The organism is Mycobacterium pseudoshottsii JCM 15466, assembly GCF_003584745.1.
GTDB lineage: Bacteria > Actinomycetota > Actinomycetes > Mycobacteriales > Mycobacteriaceae > Mycobacterium > Mycobacterium marinum.
The window spans coordinates 1,433,938-1,456,829 of sequence record NZ_AP018410.1 but is presented as its reverse complement, the minus strand read 5'-3'; the positions used below and the strand labels follow the sequence as shown (position 1 = coordinate 1,456,829).

The 22,892-nt window shown below is 67.2% G+C and carries 9 protein-coding genes and 2 pseudogenes; 4 read left to right on the top strand and 7 right to left on the bottom strand.

Annotated elements, in window-relative coordinates:
• Positions 1–38: 38 nt before the first annotated feature.
• A pseudogene (locus MPSD_RS30505) lies at positions 39–9,798 on the bottom strand (fatty-acid--AMP ligase).
• A gap of 259 nt (positions 9,799–10,057) precedes the next feature.
• The gene (locus tag MPSD_RS06590; protein WP_086085626.1) at positions 10,058–11,509 is read right to left on the bottom strand and encodes an FAD-dependent oxidoreductase; all 1,452 of its coding nucleotides are present in this window, start codon (positions 11,507–11,509) and stop codon (positions 10,058–10,060) included.
• Positions 11,510–11,753: 244 nt separating this feature from the next.
• Here MPSD_RS06590 and MPSD_RS06585 point away from each other — a divergent pair, with 244 nt between their 5' ends.
• Complete coding sequence (locus tag MPSD_RS06585) at positions 11,754–12,170, top strand: DUF732 domain-containing protein (protein ID WP_020788461.1); 417 nt, start codon at positions 11,754–11,756, stop codon at positions 12,168–12,170.
• A 3-nt stretch (positions 12,171–12,173) separates the two neighbouring features.
• On the opposite strand, the gene MPSD_RS06580 is transcribed toward MPSD_RS06585, so the two are convergent.
• Both MPSD_RS06580 and MPSD_RS06575 read right to left on the bottom strand, forming a co-directional pair.
• The gene (locus MPSD_RS06580; protein WP_011739583.1) at positions 12,174–12,467 is read right to left on the bottom strand and encodes a DUF3017 domain-containing protein; all 294 of its coding nucleotides are present in this window, start codon (positions 12,465–12,467) and stop codon (positions 12,174–12,176) included.
• Positions 12,464–13,309 carry a bifunctional methylenetetrahydrofolate dehydrogenase/methenyltetrahydrofolate cyclohydrolase gene (locus MPSD_RS06575; protein WP_086085625.1) on the bottom strand — a complete coding sequence of 282 codons (846 nt, stop codon included), beginning with the start codon at positions 13,307–13,309 and terminating at the stop codon, positions 12,464–12,466. The genes MPSD_RS06580 and MPSD_RS06575 overlap by 4 nt, the downstream gene beginning before the upstream one ends.
• Positions 13,310–13,416: 107 nt before the next feature.
• Between MPSD_RS06575 and MPSD_RS06570 the strand changes: the two genes are divergently transcribed.
• Positions 13,417–14,610 (top strand): NADH:flavin oxidoreductase, encoded by a 1,194-nt coding sequence (locus MPSD_RS06570; protein ID WP_086085624.1) that lies wholly within the window; start codon positions 13,417–13,419, stop codon positions 14,608–14,610.
• Between the two features lie 53 nt (positions 14,611–14,663).
• On the opposite strand, the gene MPSD_RS28360 is transcribed toward MPSD_RS06570, so the two are convergent.
• Complete coding sequence (locus MPSD_RS28360; protein WP_174714225.1) at positions 14,664–14,801, bottom strand: hypothetical protein; 138 nt, start codon at positions 14,799–14,801, stop codon at positions 14,664–14,666.
• Positions 14,802–15,002: 201 nt separating this feature from the next.
• Between MPSD_RS28360 and MPSD_RS06560 the strand changes: the two genes are divergently transcribed.
• Both MPSD_RS06560 and MPSD_RS06555 read left to right on the top strand, forming a co-directional pair.
• The gene (locus tag MPSD_RS06560; RefSeq protein WP_086085623.1) at positions 15,003–17,624 is read left to right on the top strand and encodes an ATP-binding cassette domain-containing protein; all 2,622 of its coding nucleotides are present in this window, start codon (positions 15,003–15,005) and stop codon (positions 17,622–17,624) included.
• Positions 17,625–17,648: 24 nt separating this feature from the next.
• Positions 17,649–20,176, top strand: a pseudogene (locus tag MPSD_RS06555) (ATP-binding cassette domain-containing protein).
• A 43-nt stretch (positions 20,177–20,219) separates the two neighbouring features.
• Here the strand turns inward: MPSD_RS06555 and MPSD_RS06550 are convergent.
• Positions 20,220–21,440, bottom strand: coding sequence for a phytoene desaturase family protein (locus MPSD_RS06550; RefSeq protein ID WP_020788468.1), 1,221 nt, complete (start codon positions 21,438–21,440; stop codon positions 20,220–20,222).
• A gap of 49 nt (positions 21,441–21,489) precedes the next feature.
• A complete protein-coding gene (locus MPSD_RS06545; RefSeq protein ID WP_420811878.1) occupies positions 21,490–22,692 on the bottom strand; it encodes an ISAs1-like element IS2404/ISMul1 family transposase in 1,203 nt (400 codons plus the stop codon).
• Positions 22,693–22,892 lie beyond the last annotated feature (200 nt).

Here is a 22,892-nt window from a genome sequence, read left to right as displayed (position 1 = left end):
GTCAGCGGAGTTCCCAAGCCGCGCAATGGCCCCGCCCGCTAACAGTCGATCTCCGCATTCAGACCGAATTCGGCGAAGGTACGTGAAACGACCTCGCGCAGCTCATCTTTGGTGTTGGAATGACCGACAAGATACGCAGAGATTCCGATGCACATCTTGCCGCGGCCCCGCCCCGAAGCCAGCAGCATTCGTCCACCGGTGCCCTCGAGCACGCTTTTGGCGATATCGGGCTCGACCAGTCTGATGTAGGCGAAGTCGGCATCGGTGCCGTCGGGCCGGTTGGCGGCCGGAGGCACGTCACCGACATTGGAGCAAGTGACGGGGAGAGTGGGGCCACCCGCTGCCATCCCAACCAGCCTCCTGGCCACCCACCTCGGAGTTATCGCCGCCAGTGGCAGCGGCGCCAAGAACTCGTTGTCGAGATCCTCCATCCCTTCCAGGATTGCCCGGGTGATCTTGGCGTGCATCTCCCTGAGGTCTGTCGCCGCGTGTGCCGGGTCGACCGCGACGTCAACGGCCGTCAGTGCGTTGCCACGGGTGTCGTCTTGGGTGCGAAGCGACACCACAATGCGCAGGGTGACCGTTCCGTCGCCCTGAACCCGCCCAACCCTCGCCGCCAGTCTGCAGGCAACCCCTCCCACAAGCGAGTTACTCTTCGCACCAAGCCTTTTGGCGCACGCATCCCAGTCCGCCAGGTCGATGTAGGCGGTCACGGCAGGCACCTCGACGGAATGGTCGCCACCGGCCATCCGCGGCGGCGGCGGGGCCGCTTTGATCGAGGATTGCAGTTCCTGGCGATCGCGGCGAAGCCGACGAACCACACCGCCGAACGCGTGCGCGATCTTGGGCAGCTCATTGACGGTTTGCCGGAGATCCTCGCGCAGCGCCCGCCGGAGGATGCGCGACCCCGCAGCCGGATAACCCAGATCCTGGGTCCTCCCCTCGGCCGCATTGACCACCGCCTGGCCGAAAGCGATCGCGTCGGCGATCGTGTGCGAAGCCACCAGGCTCACCGCGGTGCCGCCGTCATCGAGTCCAACGACGCCAAGATGCCAGCCCGGCCCCCACTCCGGATCGATGGGCAGGCGCGCCCGCTCATCGGCCCATGCGCCCACATCTGCGCGCCGTCGTGGCGTTGTGGCGAAGTCGATCTTCTGCGAAACCGGAGCCGAGACCCAGCGATCACGCGCGAACGGCAACGGAGACCGCTCGATCCGGCGTCCCAACAACCCGCATCCGAGATTGCGGTGGAAACGCCGCAACCCCTCGACATCGACGGCCCGGTCGTAGATCCAAATCATCTGGATCAGCGAGCCGTAGCCCGCCCGCAGCCCGAGGAATGCCGCTTGATCCAGGTAGGCGAGCCTATCGTCGGCCGGCTCGGCGGCACGCTTGCCGACCTGAGCCGCCGCGGCCGCGGGCACCGCGGCGACGCTGAGCAGGTCGGCCAGGTGGACGGCAACGCTGGCGGGGCTGGGGTGGTCGAAGATGAGAGTGGCCGGCAGGTCCACTCCGGATTGGGCCGACAGGGCTCCGCGCAGTTCCAGCGCGCTGAGCGAGTCGATACCGAGGTCTTTGAACGGCTGGTCCGGGTCCATGGCGGCCGGGTCCGGGTGTGCCAGCACCGCCGCGGTGGCGGTGAGGACCAGTTTGGTCAGCATGGCGTGTTGTTGCTCGGGGGTCAGTCCCGCCAGCCGGGCGCCGAGCGCGCGTGAGTCGGCCATGGCGGCTTGGGGCCGGGTGCTGATCAGCGCCGAGAAGATCGGGGGCAGGCTGCTCTCGCGGGCCAGGGCCGCCAGCGCTCGGGTGCTCAGCGGGGCCGGGATCAGATTGGGGTGCTGCACGCCAAGGGCAGCGTCGAAGAGAGCCAGACCCGCGCTGGTGGTGATCGGGACCATGCCGCTGCGGGTCAGGCGGGCTTGATCGCGGGCATCGAGGTGGCCGGTCATCCCCGAGGAGGGCTGCCAATACCCCCAGGCCAGACTGGTGGCTCCTGGCCCGCGCTCGCGGGCCAGGGCGTCCAGGACGGCGTTGGCCGCGACGTAGTTGGCCTGTCCCGGGGCCCCCAGGACCCCGGCGGCAGAGGAGAACAACACGAACGCGGCCAGCTCGGTGTTGGCGGTTAACTGGTGTAGGTGCCAGGCGCTATCGGCTTTGGCGGCCAGCACGGTGTCGAGCTGCTGTGCGGTGAGTTGGCTCGTCACCGCGTCGTCGAGCACTCCGGCAGCATGGATGACCGCGGTCAGCGGGTGCTCGGTGGGAATCGAGTCGATCAGGGCCGCCAACTGGGCGGGGTCGGCACAGTCGCAGGCGCTGATGGTGACCTGGGCACCCAACCCATTCAGGCGCTCCGCAAGCTCGGCCGCCCCGACGCCGCTGGGGCCGCGTCGGGACGTCAACAGCAGCCGGCGCACACCGTAGTGAGTGAGCAGGTGTTCGGCGAACAGGCCGCCGAGCATGCCGGTGCCCCCGGTGATCAACACGGTGCCCGCCGGGTCGAGTGCCGCAGGGGCGATGAGCACGATTTTCCCGGTAGGCCGGGCCTCGCTGATATCCCGAAACGCTTGGCGAGCGCGCAGCAGCCCGTAGGCCGTCACGGGCGGGGGCTCGATGACCGCGGCATTGATCAGCTCGCTCACCGCGGCCCAGGTGCGTTGCAGCCGTTCGGGCGTGGCCGTGCTGATGTCGTAGACGACGTATCTCAGGCCGGGATGGGTTTGTGCGACGTCGGTGGCTTCCCGGATGTCGCGTCTGGCGATCTCGACAAAGCACCCGGGCGCGGCCAGTAGCCGCAGCGACGCATCGACAAGATCGCCGCGCAGATCGTTCAAGACCACGTCCATCCCGCGCCCGCCGGTGGCCGCGGCCAAGGTGTCGCCGAAGTCCCGGGCGCGGGAGGAAGCGATGTGATCCTCGGGAATGCCCAACCCGCGCAGGATGTGCTGCTCGGCGGGATCGGCGGTCGCGAACACCTCGGCACCCAGGTGCTGCGCAATGCGGATCGCGGCCCGGCCAACCGCACCGGCGCCGGAGTGGATGAGCACCCGCTGTCCGGCGCGGAGCGCCGCGATATCGATCAGAGCGCTGTATGCGGTCACAAACGCGACCGGGACCGAGGCCGCTTGGGGGCAGGACCAGCCCGGCGGGATCGCCACCACAGCGCGGTGATCGGTGGCCGCGGTGGGGGCGAATGCGTTATTGGGGAAGATCCCCATCACCGCATCCCCCGGCGCGAAGTCGTCGACATCGCCGGCGGTGTCGATGACGATCCCGGCAGCTTCCACCCCAAGCCCTTGGTGGTCTTGTTGGCCCTCACCACCAGCGTCGCGGTGGCTGGTCGCGGCTGACGCGACCGCCACATCATCGGAGTTCAAGCCCGCAGCGCGGATCTGCACTCGGATCTGGCCGGGCCCCAGTTCTGCTGGTGCGGGGGTGGGGGCCAGGGTCAGGTCGGCCAAATCCCCGCTACCGCTGGCGATTAGCCGCCAGTGCGGGGTGGGGGTGGGGTCAACGCCCGGGCCGGGGCCAGCCGGGGCATGTGAGCGACACCGGCGCGCAGGGCCAGCTGGGGTTCACCGCCCGTACCCGTGCAGCTGCCCAGCAGTTGTAGCAGCGTGTCGGTACTGCTGGCGGCGTGGTCGGTGTCGACCAACCGGATCCGGCCCGGGTGCCCGCTTTGGGCGCTGTGCAGCAGCGCCCACACCGCTGCCTGAGCCGGATTCGGCGCCCGCTCAGAGGCGTTGATCGCCACCGCGCGACAGGTCAGAACCACCAGCACCGTCTCGGCCGTGTCGGGGCGGGCCAACCAGGCCGCAACCGCGGCCAACGCGTGTCGGGTCAGCGAATGCATGCTCGACATGACGGCATCGTCATCGCCGCGAAGATCCGGCGGGGACAAGGACCAAATCACCACCGGGGGACATGGCCGCACGGCATCCAAATCGGGGCTCCTGACGCCGTTGCGCAGACCAGCCGAGACGGCATCGGGATCTTCGGCAACCACCACCCACGCCGGCGGCTCGGCCACGGCGGCGGCACCGGGCGCGCCGGCCGAGGACAGCGGTGGCCAGGCCAGCTCCCACAAGCCCCGCCCGGATGACGTCGCCGTCGTGGGTGGGGTGAGAGTCGCCAGGTCGGGTAGGGCCCGCACAACAACCGTGTCGATGCTGATCACCGGCGCGCCGGCGGGATCGCTGGCGTACAGGGTGAAGGTGTCGGCACTGCTGCGGGTCAGCCACACCTGCAGCCGGGTGGCCGCGGTCGCATGCAGGGTGACCCCGCTCAAGACGAACGGAAGCCGGACCGCCGCCGACTCCGAGTCCGCCCCGGCGCCCAGGGCGGCGGCCATCGGATGCAGCGCGGCGTCCAGCAGAGCCGGGTGGATTCCGTAGCCGGTGATGTCGGTTCCGGCGGGCAGGGCCACCTCGGCGTAGATGTGGTCGGGGTCGGCCGGCTCGTGGCCGATCCCGAGCACCGAGCAGAACGGAGGGCCATAGTGCAGACCGCGGTCGGCCAGCCGCTGGTAGAAGTCCGCGACATCGAATTCCGTCACCGGCAAGGCCGCCATGGGAGGTTGGCCGGCAGCGGCTGGTTCGGCGGCCAGGATTCCGCTGGCATGTAACACCCACCCCGTCTCGCCGCGGTGGCCGGTACCGGTGCGGGCATGGACGTTGAACGCGCGCCGTGCACCCCCATCGGCGCCGGCCACGCCGATCTGGATATCGGTCGGCGTGTCTTCGGCAAGCACCAGGGGGGCGTGCAACACCAGTTCGGCAACGGCCGGGCACCCCACGTAATCCCCGACCGCCAACGCCATGTCGACGAAGGCGGTGCCCGGCAGCACCACCACATCGCCCACCCGGTGAGCGCCAAGCCAGCCCTGCACACCAAGAGCCAACCGGCCAGTGGCGATCACCTCGTCTCGGTCCGCCAACGCGGTGATCGCCCCCAACAATGGATGCCCGATGCGATCCAGACCAAGACCAGCCGCGTCATTGCCCGGTCCCGTTGTGAGCCAATACCGATGGTGCTGGAACGGATACGTCGGCAGCGGCACCGGGCGGGCGTGCGGATACACCACCGGCCAGGCCGGGCTACGACCATGAACCTGCAACCGCGCCAGCGTCGTAGTCAGGGCGTCCAGGTCGGGTCGCTCGCGATGCAGGGTCGGAATCACCACCGAGCCGGGGCGTCGCCCGTTGCTGGCGGCCAAGGTGTCGGTGATGGCCGGGGCCAGCACCGGGTGCGGGGATATTTCCACAAACACCTGCTCGGCAGCGGCCAGCAGAACTTTGATGCTGTCGTAGAAGCGGACCGGTTGTCGCAGGTTGGCGTACCAGTAGTCGGCGGTCATCGTGGTGGTGTCCAACGGCTGGTCCGACGTGACGCCATGCACGGTGGAATACAAGGCAATCCGTCCCGGCGCCGGGGTCAACCCGGCCAACTCGCCGAGTAGGCGCTCGCGCGCCGGCTCGACCTGTCCGCAGTGTGAGGCGTAATCGACGGTGATGGAACGGATCTGGATGCCATCGACCTCACCGGCGGCGACGAACGCCTCAATCGCGGGGGGATCACCGCTGATGATGGTGTGGGTGGGGCCGTTGACCGCAGCGACCGTCAGCGCGTCACCGTAAGGCCGCAGCCGCGCCGCCACTTCGTCAGCGCCGAGCAACACCGACGCCATCCCCCCGGTCCCGGACAGATCCGCGAGGGCGGCACTGCGCAGTGCCACGATTTTGGCGGCCTGCTCGAGGGTGAACACCCCGGCGACATAGGCCGCGGCAATCTCGCCCTGGGAATGTCCGATCACCGCGTCCGGTTCGATCCCGTAGCTGATCAGGGTGCGGGCCAAAGACACCATGACCGCGAACAACACCGGTTGGACCACATCGACCCGCTCCAGCGCCATGGCGCTGGGCTCACCGCGCACCACGGCACCTACCGACCAGCCTGTCCAGCCGAACAAAGCCTGATCACACTCGTCAAGCGCACGGGAGAACACCTGGTGACGGCGGTATAGCTCGGCGGCCATGCCCGGGTATTGGCCGCCCTGGCCGGGGAAGACGAATACGGTCTTTCCCGCCGATGTCGACCGTAGGTGGTGTTGGACGAGTTGAGGGTGCGGGTCGCCGGCGGCCAACGCCTGCAGTGCCGCCAACAGCTCAGCCCGGGGATCGGGGCTCGCGGCCGGCACCGTCACGACAGCCCGGTGCGGGTGATGGGTGCGGGTGCAGCCCAGGCTGTAGCCCACGTCGGTGAGATCGAGGTCCCGATGGCGGAGCAGGTGTTGGTGCAGCCGTTCGGCTTGGGCAGCCAACCCTGCCGGGGTTCGCGCCGAAACGGGCCACATGGGCAGCCCGAGTTCGGCACCGTGCTGGGGCCGACCGGCCGGCTCAGGCGATCCGCTCGACGGGGTGGGGGCCTGTTGCAGGATCAGATGTGCGTTGGTGCCGCTGATTCCAAACGAGGACACCGCCGCGGTACGGGGATGATCGGTGACCGGCCAGGGCACCGGCTCGGTGAGGACGCGGACGGTGCCGGCCGACCAGTCGACGTGCGGGCTGGGGCGATCAACGTTGAGGGTCGGCGGCAGACTGTCGTGGTTGAGGGCCGCGATCATCTTGATCAGTCCGGCGACACCAGCTGCGGCTTGGGTGTGGCCGATGTTCGATTTAATCGATCCCAGCCACAGTGGATGGTCTGGGTGATGTGCAGCGCCGTAAGTGGCGATCAAGGCTCCGGCCTCGATCGGGTCGCCCAGCGTGGTGCCGGTGCCGTGGGCCTCCACGGCATCAACCTCATCGAGCCCGACACCCGCGTTGGCGACGGCCTGGGTGATGACCCGTTGTTGAGCGGGCCCGCTGGGGGCGGTCAAACCGTTTGAGGCGCCATCTTGGTTGATCGCCGATCCCGCGATGACCGCCAACACCGGGTGGCCGTTGCGATTTGCATCGCTGAGCCGTTCCAGCACCAGCACCGCGGCCCCTTCGCCCCAGCCGGTGCCATCGGCGGCGGCGGAAAACGCTTTGCAGCGCCCATCTGCGGCCAGCCCGCGCTGCCGGGCGAACTCGGTGAACACCGCCGGCGTGGTCATCACGGTGACGCCCCCGGCGAGGGCAAGAGTCGACTCTCCGGTGTGCAAGGACTGACACGCCAAATGCGCGGCCACCAGCGACGAAGAGCACGCCGTGTCGATGGTGATGGCGGGCCCCTGCAAACCCAGCGCATAGGCGACACGACCGGAAGCCACGCTGGTGGACAGACCGGTCAAGCCGTATCCCTCCCGTATTGCTGTGACCACGCTCCGACGAACACCCCGGTCTTCGAGCGCAGCAACGCGGCCGGATCAATCTGGGCGGTTTCCAACGCTTCCCAACACACTTCCAGCAGCAACCGCTGCTGGGGATCCATGGTTTGGGCTTCCCGCGCCGAGATACCGAAGAATTCGGCGTCAAATCCGGCGACGTCGGCCACAAACGATCCAGCGCGGGCGTAGGTCTTGCCCACCACATCCGGATCGGGATCAAACAACTCCGCCAGGTTCCAGCCCCGGTCCGCCGGAAACTCCCCCACCGCCTCGGTGCCGCCGGCGACCAGATCCCATAGCGCCGCAGCCGAATCCACGCCGCCCGGGAACCGACACGCCATCCCCACCACGGCCACCGGCTCATCGGTGCTCACCCGAGGCTGCACCGGCGCGGCCACCGCAACCGATCCGCTCAACAGCTGGCCCAGGTGGGTGGCCAAGGCGACCGGCGTGGGGTAGTCGAAAGCCAGGGTTGGCGGCAATGTCAGCTCGGTGACCGTTTGCAGACGGTCAAGCAATTCGGTGGCTTTCACCGAATCGAATCCCAGGTCCTGGAACGCCCACTCGGGGTCGATGTCGTTGGGGCTGGGATAGTCCAAAACCGTCGCCGCCTGCGCGCACACCACCCCCACCAGCAGGTCATGTTGCTGGTGGCGCAGCAGCCGCAGCCGTTGCACCAACCCTGAGTCGGCCCCGGCGTCCGCATCCGCAGCCGCGGCATCGGCCACCCGCGGCCCGGGTTCGCGGAGCTGCCCGTCCAAGCGGGTGAACTCGTCGTGCAGATACCGCTGCAGGCACTCCCGTCGTCTGACCTTGCCGCTTGTGGTCAGGGGAATCGAACCGGGCGGCACCAGAACGAGATCCGCCACATTGAGACCGTGTGTCTTCGATATCGCGGCGATGACGTCACGGCGGACGACGCCCATTCGGTGCATCGTGGCCTCGTGCGACGTCTCCCGCGTCTTGAATTCGACAATGACAACCAGCTTCTCGACGCCGCCGTCATCGGGAACCGCTATCGCCACGCAGCGGCCCCGAGTGACCTCCTGGATCGTCGCCTCGATGTCGTCGGGTGAGTGGTTGCGCCCGTAGATGATCAGCAGATCCTTGATGCGGCCGATGATGAACAGCTCTCCTTCGGAGAAGGCGCCCAAATCTCCGATTCTCAGCCAAGGTCCCGGTGGTGTGCCCGGCGACGGGCCGACAAGCGTTGCGCCGAAGGTGCGTTCGGTCTCTTGGGGCCGGTGCCAGTAGCCGGCCGCGACGTTGTCGCCGTGCACCCAGATCTCGCCGACCACGCCGGCCGGACACTCGGTGGCGGTCTGCGGGTCGACGATGCGTACCGTCGGCGATTGCGCTGCGCCGTAACTGATCAGCGCCGTACCGGTCCCGGTTGCGCACCGCTTCGCGTGGCCGGCGGTCAGTTCGTCGGAGTCGAAGTAAACGGTCACCGGCGGTTGGCCCCATTCGCGGGTTGCCACGAACACGGTGGCTTCCGCGAGCCCGTATGACGGCCGTAGTGCCCTGGGATGAAGGTGGAAGCGGGCGAACCGCTGCGCGAAGCGCGCCAGCGTCGCGGGTTGTACCCGCTCGGCACCACTGAGAATGTTGCGCACGCCGCCGAGGTCAAGCCCGGCCAGGTCGTCGTCTGATGTCTTTCGTGCCGCCAATTCGAAAGCGATGTTCGGTGCTGCCGAAAACACCTGACAGTTGCTGGCCAGCAACTGCATCCACCGGGCCGGGCGCTGCAAGAACGATATCGGGCTGGTGAGCACGCTGTGGAATCCCTCCAGCAGCGGCATGATGATTCCGAACATCAAGCCCATGTCGTGAAAAAACGGCAGCCACGACACCGCGGTCGTGTCGGGCGGGGCAGCGCGCCCGTGGTCGCCGAAATAGGCGGACATGCCCTGTTCGACATTGGCCAGAAGGTTTCTGTGCGAGACCACGACGCCCGCCGGCGTCCGGGTCGACCCGGAGGTGTACTGCAGATACGCAATGTCTGACCCGCTGTCGGACTCGGCGGCGGGTCCTTGCCCGGAGTCGGGGTCCAGCAGGTCAACCTCGATGACTGAGGGCGCGCGCTCCCCCGGCGTCAACGTGATGCACTCGGCGACGTCGCCGGCGATCGGGGACGTGGTGAGAATGGCCGAGGGCAACGCGTCGCGCAACACCGAACCAACGCGCTCGTCGCTGGCCCCGCCCAGCGGAGCCGAGAGCGGAACCGCGATCTGACCGGCCTGCAGTGCGCCGAGAAACGCAACGATGTAGTCAAGTCCCTGCGGCGCCAGCACCACGGCGCGGTCCCCGGTCGCCCCGCAGGCTTTGAGCTCCCGCGCGACGTTGCACGTCCGCCGATGCAGTTGTGACCACGTCAGAGTTTCCGCAATCCCCGCCCAGTCCCGTTCGTAATCGATGAAGGTGAATGCGGTCTCGCTGGGCCGCAGACTGGCACGTTCCCGCAACACTGCGGAAATCGAGTGGTCGAGCACAGCTAAGACGTTAGGGGATGATCCGACGGGTGGATAGACCGTTCGGAGAACCAAATCGGCCCAGCGAAAGCCGCCCGCGCACCGGGCGTGGCGCGCACCGCAGGCCGGGCGTACGGCCACGACTGGCAAACCGCACCCAGCCAACCTCTACGGCTTCGCCGGTGAAACCCGTCCCCCACCGGCGGCTACTGGGTCACCAACCCCGTCTGCTGCCCCCCCCCCCCCCCCCCCGAGCGGCCCGATCCCGAGGGGGTAGCCGTCAGAAGTTGAGTCCGGAGTACATCAACCGGCTGGGGTCGTATCGCTGGCGGATTTGGGTCAACCGAGACAGATTCGACCCGAAGTATCGCGAGGGCGCGGTGTTGGCTTCCAGATAGTTGACGTAGCCGCCGACCGAGAACTGTTGCACCGCTTGGTGTGCGGAGTTGATCCATTTGGTGGCAGCGGCCGTTTGCCCACTGCTGGGCGTCTCGACATACCACTGCACGACCGCCGACTGACGCCGCCATGGGAAGGCGGTAGCGGTCGGGTCGATGTCACCCACCGCTCCGGTAAGCGTGTCGACCAGCGCCGACGCCCGCCCCGACGCCGGCGGCCATTTCCCCACCGCCGCGACAATTGCTTGTGCTGCAGCGGAATTCACGGTGCCGATGACATCGGATCCGGCCACGAAGCCACGCGGTGAACTCGCGGAGCTGCCGCCGGCCAGGTACTTCACCAATTCCATGTGGTTGAACGTCTTGGTCTCGATGCCGGTGGGCTGCGCACCGACAACGGACTTGATCGCGTCGGCCACTCCCCGCCCCGCACCCGCCGGACATGTCGCCAGCACATGGCAATTGGCCTGTGCGGCACTTACCGACATGTCGACCAGGCCCCAGGTGTCGCGGTCGGCCGCTGCCAGCCAGGTCTGCCAGCCGGCCAGCACCTGCGCCGCCGACGAAGGAGTGAAGTCGACGCGCACCACATCGGAGTCGGCGACCGGGAACGTCTCGAACGTCATCACCGTGGTAACCCCGAAGTTCCCTCCCCCACCACCGCGCAACGCCCAGAACAAATCGGGATGATCCTCCGCGGAGGCGGTCACCGTTTCTCCGCTGGGCAACACGACGGTAGCCGACCGCAGCGCATCGCAGGTAAGGCCGGCGTGGCGGGAGTCGGCGCCCATTCCGCCGCCGAGCGCCAAGCCGCCCACACCCACGGTCGGGCAGCTGCCGGTCGGAATTGCCCGGCCGGCGCCGGCCAGCACCTGGTGCACGTCGGTCAGACTCACCCCGGCGGGCACCGTGACGGTTCCGCTGCCGGCATCGAAATTCACTCCGCCCGGCAGCCCACGCAGGTCGATCACCATCGCACCGACGGCGGTCGACGCGCCAATGTAGGAGTGTCCGCCGCCGCGCGGGGCGATCTTGAGCTTGTTGGCGGCCGCGAACGCGACCGCCTTCTCCACGTCGGCCTGCGACGTGACTGTCACCACCGCCGCCGGGTTCGAGTTGTTGTAGAGCGAGTTGAAAACCTGCTTGCCGGAAGTAAATGAGGCGCCGTTGCTCGGCAGCAGCACCCGGCCCCCGATGGAGGACGCCAAAGCGCTCCAACCACTGACCGGTTCGGCCACAGCACGTGCGGATCCGAATAGGGCCGAACCCAACCCGGCCGCCGTCGCTGCGGCGGCGCCGCGAAGAAACGTCTGGCGAGAAATCATGGGCCGCATTATTATACACCGCGCGGCCAACCGCACTGCCGCATCACGTGTTGCGTCACGCCGTGACGGGATCGTGTCGTTGCAACACCATCACCTACCGGAAGGCTGGGATACCGGCCGAGATCCAATACACATAGAGCGCAAACTTTTACGGCATCGTGTTCGAAATGTGACAACGAGCGAGCAAGGTTTCTGAGGTTGCTTGAGTGTGCCCGGATGGCCCTGGTGCGCTCCAAATCCGATGGGAGCAAGCATGAGGGCATGGCGCTACCAACCATTGACCGTTCGGCTGCTGGCGGGGGCCGCGGGCTTGCTGACCGCTTCTGCCGCGCTCGCGGCGCCGGCTGAGGCCGACTCCGTCGACGACGCGTTCATCAACGCGTTGAACGCGGCCGGGGTCAACTACGGCGACGCGGGAGGTACGGAGGCATTGGGCCGAAGTGTGTGCCCGGTCCTGTCCGAGCCGGGTGGATCCTTCAATTCGGCGGCGTCGAAGGTCGTCGCCGGCGGTAGCGGCATGTCTCCGGAGATGGCGGCTACCTTCACCAGTATCGCGATTTCCATGTACTGCCCGTCGGTGATGGCCAATGTGACCAGCGGCAATCTCCCCCTGCAGGGCATTCCGGGGGTGCCGGCCATACCCGGCGTACCGGGCGTACCCGGGTTCTAGGGCTCAGCCGGTACCAAGCGGATCGATCGTGGACGCGATGTAGACCATCGCGGCGCCGACCGAGGTCATGGTGATGAAGTCGGTCGCTTTGCTGCGCACCGTCAGCAGGCCGGCCCGGTCGTCGGACAACACCAACCGCAGCGCGGCGGCCACACCCACACCGATTCCGATCAACAACGAACCTCGGCGCCAGAAGTTTGCCCCGGCCAGCGCGAACGCCACCGCGAAGATCAGCCCGACCAGCAGGATTGGCCATTGAGCGCGCAGCGCGCGCCCGGCGAAATCCCGCACGGTCATCGCTGTTCGGCCAGCTCTAGGACGTTGGTCAACAGAAACGCCCGGGTCAACGGTCCGACGCCGCCGGGATTGGGCGAGACGTGGCCGGCGACCTCCCATACGTCGGGATGCACATCACCGGCCAGTTTGCCGTCGACTCGGCTCACGCCCACGTCGACGACCGCGGCACCGGGGCGCACCATGTCGGCGGTCAACATGTGGGGCACCCCGACCGCGGCGACGATGATGTCGGCCTGCCTGGTCAGTGTGGGCAAATCGCGGGTTCCGGTATGGCACAGGGTAACCGTGGCGTTCTCCGAGCGGCGGGTGAGCAGCAGCCCCAAGGGGCGCCCGACCGTCACGCCCCGGCCGATCACCACCACATGTGCCCCCGCAATCGGGACGTCGTAGCGGCGCAGCAGGTGCACGATGCCGCGCGGGGTGCAGGGCAGCGGGGCCGGTGTGTTGAGCACCAGCCGGCCCAGGTTAGTGGGGTGCAGGCCGTCCGCGTCCTTGCCCGGGTCGATGCGCTCCAGTGCGGCGTTCTCGTCCAGATGCTTCGGCAGCGGCAACTGCACGATGTAGCCCGTGCAGTCCGGGTTGGCGTTGAGTTCGTCGATCGTCTCGTTGAGCGTGGCGGTCGAGATGTCGGCCGGCAGGTCGCGGCGGATCGATGTGATGCCCACCTTGGCGCAGTCGGAGTGTTTGCCGCGCACATAGGCCTGTGACCCCGGGTCCTCACCGACCAAGATGGTGGCCAGCCCGGGTGTGCGGCCCGATGCGTTCAGTTCCGAGACCCGCTGTTTGAGATCGACGAAGATCTCGTCGCGGGTGGCCTTGCCATCCAGCGTTATTGCGCCCACGCCAGACAGTCTGGCATGAGCGCATCGGGGCCCGGTCAGGCTGACCCCGCGCCACCCGGCCGGCAAACCCGGGTGCGGCGCTTGCGATCGCCATTACGCTCGCCCTTATGTCCCCCACGCCGGACGTGCTCAGCCCCGCCCAGCTCGGCCCGCTGACGCTGCGCAATCGCGTCATCAAAGCGGCGACCTTCGAGGCCCGGACACCCAATGCGCTGGTGACCGACGATCTGATCGAATATCACCGCCAACCCGCCGCGGGCGGGATCGCCATGACCACCGTCGCCTATTGCGCGGTCTCCCCCGGCGGGCGCACCAGCGGGGAACAGATCTGGATGCGCCGGGAAGCGGTGCCGGGGCTGCGCCGACTCACCGAGGCGATCCACGCCGAGGGCGCGGCGGTGAGCGCCCAGATCGGGCACGCCGGCCCGGTGGCCGACGCCCGTTCCAACAAGGCGACCGCCCTGGCCCCGGTGCGATTCTTCAATCCGATCGCGATGCGGTTTGCCAAGAGGGCGACCCGCGATGACATCGACGACGTGCTGGCCGCGCACGCCAACGCCGCCCGGTTGGCGGTCGAGGCGGGTTTCGACGCCGTGGAAATCCATTTGGGCCATAACTACCTGGCCAGTTCCTTTCTTTCTCCGCTGATCAACCGACGCGCGGACGAGTTCGGTGGTTCGCTGGAGAACCGGGCCAAGGTCGCGCGTGGATTGGTGCGGGCCGTCCGCGGCGCCCTGGACAAGGACGGGATCAGCCATGTCGCGGTGACCGCCAAGCTCAACATGGCCGACGGGGTTCGCGGCGGCATCAGCACCGAGGAGTCGCTGAGAACCGCCAAATGGCTCGAAGAAGACGGTGGGCTGGACGCGATCGAGCTGACCGCGGGCAGTTCGCTGGTCAACCCCATGTACCTGTTCCGCGGCGATGCGCCGGTCAAGGAGTTCGCCGCCGCTTTCAAACCCCCGATGCGCTGGGGGGTGCGCATGATGGGCAAGAAGTTCCTGCGGGAGTACCCCTATCGGGACGCCTATCTGCTGCGGGATGCGCGGCTGTTTCGCTCTGAGTTGTCGATGCCGTTGATCTTGCTGGGCGGCATCACCAACCCCGAGACCATGGATCTGGCCATGGCGGAGGGATTCGAGTTCGTCGCGATGGCACGTGCCCTGCTGGCCGAGCCGGATCTGATCAACCGGATCGCCGCCGAAGGCAACCGGGTGCATTCGGCTTGCACGCACTGCAACCAGTGCATGCCGACCATCTACAGCCGCACCCGCTGTGTGGTCACCGGGGCGCCGGACTGAGCCGATGACCCGATCCGTGTCGGGTGCCGGCAAGGAAATCGGTGCTGCTCGCCCTACCCGCCGATCAACAGCCCACCGGCACCGACAATGCCCGCATTCCCATCTTCCCCGGGGCTTCCCGGCGGATTGCCGGCACTGGCGCCGCCGGTGCCGCCGGTGCCGCCGGTGCCGCCGATGAGACTGCCCGGCATGGGTGTGCCACCGCCGCTGCCGAACAACAAGCCGCCCTGTCCATCGCTGCCCGTCGAGGGTTGCGGTGAGCAAAGCGCAGGCGCCGGAGGGCTCGGTCGGCCGGCGACAACCCGTATCAGGCCCATTGCGGCGCGGATGCTGGTGTTTCCGGTGAGCGCGGCGGAGCAGGGTAACAAGGGAGCTTGGCTAAAGTTGATGCGATGCCTCAGCCTGCGCCGCCGGCGCTGACCGTTCGCTGCGACGGATCAGAACGCACCTTCGCAGCGGGCCACGACGTGGTGGTCGGACGAGACCTGCGCGCCGATATGCGGATCACCCATCCGCTGATCTCGCGTGCTCATCTCCTCCTGCGTTTCGATCAGGGCCGATGGCTGGCGATCGACAACAATTCGTTGAACGAGACGTTCGTCAACGGCCGTCGCGTACCCATGGTCGAGATCTATGACGGCCAGAGCCTGAACATCGGAAACCCCGACGGTCCGCTCCTGAGCTTCGAGGTGGGGCGGCACGTGGGGATGGCGGGACGCCCACCCCAAACCGAGTCGATGCGGGTCACCCCTTCGATGGTCCGCCCCTCCGGTCAGCACCCCGTTGCGCTTGGGCCGACATCGACCGGAAGCCATACCAGCCACGAGGCGCCGCCGACCGCGCGGTTTCACCCCGGGGCTGCACCGCCCGGTCCGGCCAGAACGGGCCAGCCCATGTACCCGAGTAGCTCGGCCCCGTGGCGCCCCACCGGGTATCCCGCCAGCCCGGCACCCCCACCACCGTCGAACTTCCCCCCGCCACCACCGCGTCCCGGACCGCAACCGCCGCAGCAGGCCACCAAGCCTCCCGAGGTGGCCAACCTCGCGACCAAGATGTTCCATGCGCTGCTACCCAGGTCCGGAGGCGCCGAGCGGCCGGCCGGCTCGGTCACCATTAGCCGGGCCACCGATAACGACATCGTCATCCCGGACGTTCTGGCGTCGCGACATCACGCATTCCTGACCCTGACACCGTTGGGCACCGAGATCCGTGACGCGCACAGCGTCAACGGCACCTTCGTCAACGGGGTCCGGGTGGGTTCGGCGGTCTTGAGCGACGGCGACGTCGTCACCATCGGCAACGTCGACCTGGTGTTCACCGGCGGCTCCCTGATCCGCCGCACCGAGGCGGCCACCCGCAGCGGCGGCCTGGAGGTCAAATCGGTCTGTTTCACCGTCGACGGCGGAAAACAGCTGCTCGACCACATCTCGCTGACCGCGCGCCCCGGCACGCTGACCGCCATCATCGGTGGGTCCGGGGCCGGCAAGACCACGCTGTCGCGGCTGATCGCCGGGTATACCAGTCCCAGCTCGGGCACGGTGACTTTCGAAGGCCACAACATCCATGCCGAATACGCGTCCATGCGCAGCCGGATCGGAATGGTTCCGCAAGACGATGTGGTGCATCGCCAGCTGACCGTCAGCCAGGCACTCGGCTACGCGGCCGAACTACGGCTTCCCCCCGACACCAGCAAAGAGGACCGCGCCCAGGTGGTCGCCCAGGTTCTCGAAGAGCTCGAACTGACCAAGCACGCCGAAACCCGCGTCGACAAACTCTCCGGCGGCCAGCGCAAGCGTGCGTCGGTGGCACTGGAACTGCTCACTGGACCGTCACTGCTGATTCTCGACGAGCCGACCACCGGCTTGGACCCCGCACTGGACCGGCAGGTGATGTTGATGCTGCGCCAGTTGGCCGATGCCGGTCGGGTGGTACTCATCGTGACGCACTCGGTTGCCTACCTCGACGTGTGCGACCAGCTTCTGCTGGTGGCACCGGGGGGCAAGACGGCCTTTCTGGGCCCGCCCAGCGAAATCAGCCAGGCCATGGGCACCGCCAACTGGGCCGACATCTTCACCAACGTGGGCGCCGACCCCGACGAAGCCAACCGCCGTTTCCTGGAACAGAAGCAGGAGCAGCCGGCCTTTCCGTCCGAGGCCAGCCCGGCGGTCGACTTGGGCGAACCGGTGCACACCGACGTGCTGCACCAGTTCTCCACGGTGGCCCGTCGCCAGATTCGGCTGGTGATCTCCGACCGGGGTTACACGGTGTTCTTGGCGCTGTTGCCCTTCCTGATCGGCACACTGACCCTCACCGTGCGCGGCAAGACCGGGTACGGCATGTCGGACCCGATGGGCAACAATCCCGCCCAGCCCGACCAGATTCTGGTGATGCTCAATGTCGGCGCGGTGTTCATGGGTACCGCGCTGACCATCCGTGACCTCATCGGAGAGCGTCCCATCTTCCGACGAGAGCAGGCTGTCGGCTTGTCGACGGCGGCCTACATGGGCGCGAAGATCGTGGTCTTCTGCGCCTTTGCGGTCACTCAGGCGGCGATCGCCACCACGATTTCGGTGGTCGGCTGGGGCAAACCGCTGTCGGACCCGGTGCTGCTGGGTGATGTCAGATTCGAGCTGTTCGTCACCGTCGCCGCCACGTGCGTCGCTTCGGCGCTGCTCGGTATGGCCCTGTCGTCGCTGGCCCAGTCCCAGGACCAGATCATGCCGATGCTGGTGGTGTCGATCATGTCTCAGCTGGTGTTCTCCGGCGGCATGATCTGGGTGACCAACCGCTTCCTGCTCGACCAGTTGTCCTGGCTCACGCCCGCCCGGTGGGCTTTTGCGGCGTCGGCGTCGACGATCGACACCCACCGGCTGGTGCCGGGCCCGACCGACCCGAAGGACCAGCACTGGGACCACAAGGCCAGCGCATGGCTGTTCGACATGGCCATGCTCGCGGTGTTGTCGATCGCCTATACCGCCATCGTGTGGTGGAAGATTCGGCTCAAGCGGCGCTGACACCCGCACAACTAGGGTGAAGTGATGACGCGAGCTCAGCGGCCGGTGCTGACGGTCCGGTCGGGCCCGTCGCAGCGCAGCTTTGCCGCCGGCCCCGACGTGATCGTCGGAAGTGATCTGCACGCCGACCTGCGTGTCGCGCATCCGCTCATCGACCGCGCGCACCTGCTGCTGCGCTTCGAGCAGGGCAGCTGGGTCCCGATCGACAACAATTCGCAAAGCGGGATATATGTGGACGGACGTCGGGTCCCGCTGATCGACATCCGTGACGGGCTGGCCATGAACCTGGGCCGAGCCGACGGGCCGCGCATCACGTTCGAGGTGGGACATCACCAGGGGGTGATCGGGCTACTGCCGCCGCCGGAGACCATGCCTGGAGTCGCCCCAGCCGACCGGCCGCCGTCGGGCGGCCCATCCCCCCTCGGGGCCTGGGTACCGGCCAGGGCCGCCCAGCTATCCCAGCCGTCCCAGCTGGCCGTCCCCGCCGCCCGACCGTCCACCCGACCCGGTCGCCAGCGCCCAGCTCACCAGCGCCATACCGCTGCTCCCGCCGCCCGCCCGCCCAGGTGCGCACACCACCGCCTCGCACTACCCGGACCGAACGGTCGACGTCCTGGGCGCCGACTCGGGCCTTGCGCCCGCGCTTGCCGACACCATCTCGATCGGCCGCGCTGCCAGCAACGACATCGTCGTCTCCGACGTGCTGGCGTCGCGCCATCACGCGTTTTCGACACCGACCCGGATCGGCACCGAGATCCGCGACGCGCACAGCATCAACGGCACCTTCGTGAACGGAATCCGCGTCGGGTCAGCGATCCTCAGCGACGGCGACATCGTCACCATCGGCAACGTCGACCTCGCGTTCACCGGGGGCACCCTGGCGCGCCACACCCAGGTGGCCACCCGCGCCGGCGGACTCGAAGTCAACGCGGTCAACTTCAGCATCAACGGCAACGGGCTGCTCGAAAACATTTCGTTGACCGCCCGACCCGGTACCTTGACCGCCGTGATCGGCGGCTCCGGGGCCGGCAAGACCACCCTGTCGCGGCTCATCGCCGGCTACACCAGCCCCAGCTCTGGCACGGTCACCTTCGAGGGCCACAACATCCACGCCGACTACGCGTCCTTGCGCAGCCGGATCGGGATGGTCCCCCAGGACGACGTCGTGCACCGAAAGCTCACGGTCAACCAGGCCCTCGGTTATGCCGCCGAGCTTCGGTTGCCACCCGACACCAGCAAAGAGGACCGCGCCCAGGTCGTCGCCGGTGTGCTCGACGAATTGGGGCTCACCCAGCACGCCGACACCCGAGTCGACAAGCTGTCCGGCGGACAGCGCAAGCGCGCGTCGGTGGCACTCGAGCTGCTCACCGGACCATCGCTACTGATCCTCGACGAGCCGACCTCCGGCCTGGACCCGGCACTGGACCTGCAAGTCATGATGATGCTGCGGCAACTCGCCGACGCCGGGCGGGTGGCGCTGGTGGTCACGCACTCGCTGACCTATCTCGATATCTGCGATCAGGTGCTGCTGATGGCGCCCGGGGGGCAAGACGGCGTTTCTCGGTCCGCCCGATCAGATCGGCCCAGCCATGGGCACCACCAACTGGGCCCACATCTTCGCCAAGGTGGGCGCCGATCCGGACGAGGCCAATCGCCGCTTCCTGGCCCAGCACCGCGCCGCAGCACCCGCGCAGCCGCAGACGCCCACCGACCTCGGTGCGCCCGCCCACACCAGCGTGCGGCGCCAGTTCTCCACCATCACCCGCCGACAGGTTCGGCTGGTGATCGCCGACCGCGCCTACTTCGCCTTCCTCGCTATCCTGCCGTTCATTCTGGGTGCGCTGTCGCTGACGGTTCCGGGTGACACCGGGTTCGGCATTGCCGACGCGACCAGTCAGACACCCGACGAAGCCGCCCAAATTCTGAATCTGCTCAGCATTGCCGCGGTCTTCATGGGTACCGCGCTGACCATCCGCGACCTGATCGGTGAACGCGCCATCTTCCGTCGCGAGCAGGCCGTGGGTTTGTCGACGTAGGCCTACCTCAGCGCCAAGGTGTCGGTGTTCTGTGCGTTTGCCGTCGCCCAGGCGGCGATCGCGACCGGCATCGTGTTGCTGGGCAAGGGCGCGCCGACGCAACCGGCGGTACTGCTCGGCAATCCGAGTTTCGAGCTGTTCACCGCCGTCGCGGCGACCTGCATGGCATCAGCGATTCTCGGACTGCTGCTGTCCCCGATCGCGCGCTCGAACGAGCAGATCATGCCGCTGCTGGTGGTGTCGCTGATGCTCCAGTTGGTCCTCGCCGGCGGTGTCGTGCCGGTGACCGATCGGATCTTTCTTGACCAGCTGTCGTGGCTGACACCCGCCCGCTGGGGCTACGCCGCGTCGGCGGCCACGGTGAATCTGCGGGAACTGGTGCCCGGCTCGATGAGCCCCGAGGACAGCCACTGGACGCACTCGACGACGGCATGGCTGTTCGATATGGCGATGCTTGCCGCGCTGTCGGTAGTCTACTCGGCGGTGGTGTGGTGGCGCATCCGGCTCAAGCGGTGAGCAGCACAGTCGCCTAGTGCATCAGCCCATCCGATGCAGATCCTCATCGGCGCAACTGCTTGATGGCCAGATCCGCCGCCATCTTTCCGGACAGGCACGCCGCGCCGGCGTGTTCGCCGGCGGGACCGACTGAGGTACCGATGAAATAGGTGTCGCGCGCCGCGTCGTAGCTGGGTAGGCCGGCAAAGCCGGTGGGCGGGACAAAGGGGCTCGGCGCACTGTGCAGGCCGAGTCGGCTCGCGTACTCGACTGGGCTCAGGAACCGCTGATACATCAGCGCGTCCTTGAATCCGGGCAGATCTTTGTCGATCGTTGCCACGGCATGGGCGGACAAGTCCTGGCGTCGCCGCGCGGATGGATCACCCTCACCCCGTGGTAGTGGAATGAAGGCGTTGATCGTGTAGTGGTCGCGCGGTTGCGGCAGATCGGATCGAAAGATGTGAAAGCTTGGCCGCGAAATGGGTTGCCCAGCATCGAGTTTGCGGAGTTCTTCGCCGATGTCCTGCTGCAGCCAGGCGATGGTGTGATAACCCCGGGGATAGGTAAAGCCTTTGCGAACCGCAAAAAGCAGCACCGCGAACTCCATCCCGGCCTTGGTGGTTTTCGGGAACTCGCTCCAACGCCCGGCACTGGATAGGACGACTCGCACAGGGACCAAGGCGTCCGAGGTATGAACGCGCTTTTCGGCCCCGACGCGCTCGACTTGCGTGCTGTGACAACCAAGCCACAGCTCGCCTCCGAGCGCCTCGAAGCGTTGGAACATGGCCGCGATCATCGCGGCCGGTCCGCCGACCGCGGTATAGCTCTTCTGGTAGCGGTAGCCGAATTGTTTGGAGTAGGCCTGGCCCACCTGCTCGACCGTCAGGTCATCGGGGGAACGCAGCAGCGCATACGCGAGGATAGCAGCGGCCGCCATCAGAAGCCAGTCTTGAACTGCGCCGTCGATCAGTTGGCCAAGCGTTCGGCCCGGGCCCTTGCGTACGGTTCGGAATGCCGAGAAAAGCGCGGGCAGGCGCCGGGCCACCGTTGCCAGGGTTGGCAGGGTTGGCGGCATTTCAATGCGGTGTTCGCCGAGATGGAATCGCGCCGCGGGCGTGCGGAACTCCGTGCCGACGCCCAGCTCCTCGAGGTGGCGGACCAATCCTCCACCGAAGTCGTTGCAACCGGTGACGAACTCATATCCGTCCAGGGTGAACGTCCCGCACAGCCCGCCGGGAACTTCGCGACGCTCGACGACGAGAGTGCGAATGACATTGCGCTGCAAGTTGATGGCTGCGGTCAGACCAGAAATGCCAGGGCTCCGGCGTTGTTGATTAGCAGGCTTGTGAGCTGGGGGATTGTGGATTGAGGAGGTCTAGGCGGCGGTTGGCGGTCAAAGCGGTGATCCGGCAGGCTTCGGCGATGTTGTCGGCGCCGTTGAGGCGGTGCAGATTGATCGCGGTGTTGCGTAGCGCTGCTAGGACCTGTGCGCCGTTTCCGGTATGTGCCCTTTGACGGTCTTCGTCGAAGGTGACGTCGCGTATCCAGTGCAGGCTGTTCTCGATTCCCCAGTGTTGACGCATCCAGGTCATGATCGCGGTAGGGCGGGCGTGCTCGAACGGCAGGCTGCAAATGGCATAGACCACCTCCACGCTGCGCTGGTCGGTGGCGGTGATCAAGCGTTCACGAGTGATCCGGATGATTTGTTTTGCGTAGGGGAAGCCGATTCCTCGTGCAGCGGTGATGATTTGCAGGGTGCGGGTCTCGACACGGCCGTGGCCGCGGGAGTCGTCGGTAGCGGCTGCGGGCACCTCGGCCCAGGGCAGCGCGGTGATACGCGCAAGTATTTTGGCTTGGTTGGACTTGACGATCATCAGGTAGTGCGACTTCAAGGTGGCGCAGATCAACTTCGCGGTGACGACCTGGGTATGCATCGCATCCACGGTGACCAGCCACCGCAAGCTACCCGGCAGCAGCGTGAGCAGGGCACGTACGCAGGGAATTTCATTGCTTTTCTCGGCGACAGCGAGTTGACCGAGCACCAATCGGGCACGGTGGGCGAACACCGACACGAGATGCGTGGCTGTCGCTTTGGCGCGTAAAGCACCACGCAGCATCTTGCCGTCCAACGCGATCGGCACCAATCCACTGGGGTCGCTGCTGGCCACGTGTGCAGTGAAGTAACTGCCCATCCTGGCGTTGAGGTCGGCGGGGTCTAGCCGAGACAAAACAGCGCGGAAGGTCTTCTCACTGGGCCTCCGGAACCGGACCCCTAATTGGGCCAACACATCATCGGGAGCGGTGGCCGCCCATGTGGCAAAACCAGCATAGCCGCGCATCCCCGCGGCAGTGGCCAGAACCGCGATCGCCAACAAAGCCACCAGCGAATACCTCCGACCGCGTGGGCCCCTCGGGTCTGGCACCGAGGCCAACACATCGAGAAACTCCGATCCGATGAACTCGCTGCGCTCACCAGGACTCCAGCGGTCGAACACCTCTGGAACCGACGACACAGGCAATACTGAAACGGTAGGCACGGGCAACTCCAGACCAACGACGAACAGTAACCAACTCGATCGTTCTCCAGATAGCCCGTGCCTACACTCCGGCCCCAATAGCGCGGCACCAAAGATCATCAACCCAGCTCACAAGCCTGCTAATCAACAACGCCGGAACCCTGCCAGAAATGCCACTACCAATCACCACGGCGTCGAATTGAGGGGGGCATCCGGATCTT

Excerpts from the sequence above, each read along its gene's own strand:
- MPSD_RS06560 (WP_086085623.1), top strand. The coding sequence starts at position 15,003 with ATGCCTCAGCCTGCGCCGCCGGCGCTGACCGTTCGCTGCGACGGATCA.
- MPSD_RS28360 (WP_174714225.1), bottom strand. The coding sequence starts at position 14,801 with ATGCCGGGCAGTCTCATCGGCGGCACCGGCGGCACCGGCGGCACCGGC.
- MPSD_RS06580 (WP_011739583.1), bottom strand. The coding sequence starts at position 12,467 with ATGACCGTGCGGGATTTCGCCGGGCGCGCGCTGCGCGCTCAATGGCCA.
- MPSD_RS06570 (WP_086085624.1), top strand. The coding sequence starts at position 13,417 with ATGTCCCCCACGCCGGACGTGCTCAGCCCCGCCCAGCTCGGCCCGCTG.
- MPSD_RS06585 (WP_020788461.1), top strand. The coding sequence starts at position 11,754 with ATGAGGGCATGGCGCTACCAACCATTGACCGTTCGGCTGCTGGCGGGG.
- MPSD_RS06590 (WP_086085626.1), bottom strand. The coding sequence starts at position 11,509 with ATGCGGCCCATGATTTCTCGCCAGACGTTTCTTCGCGGCGCCGCCGCA.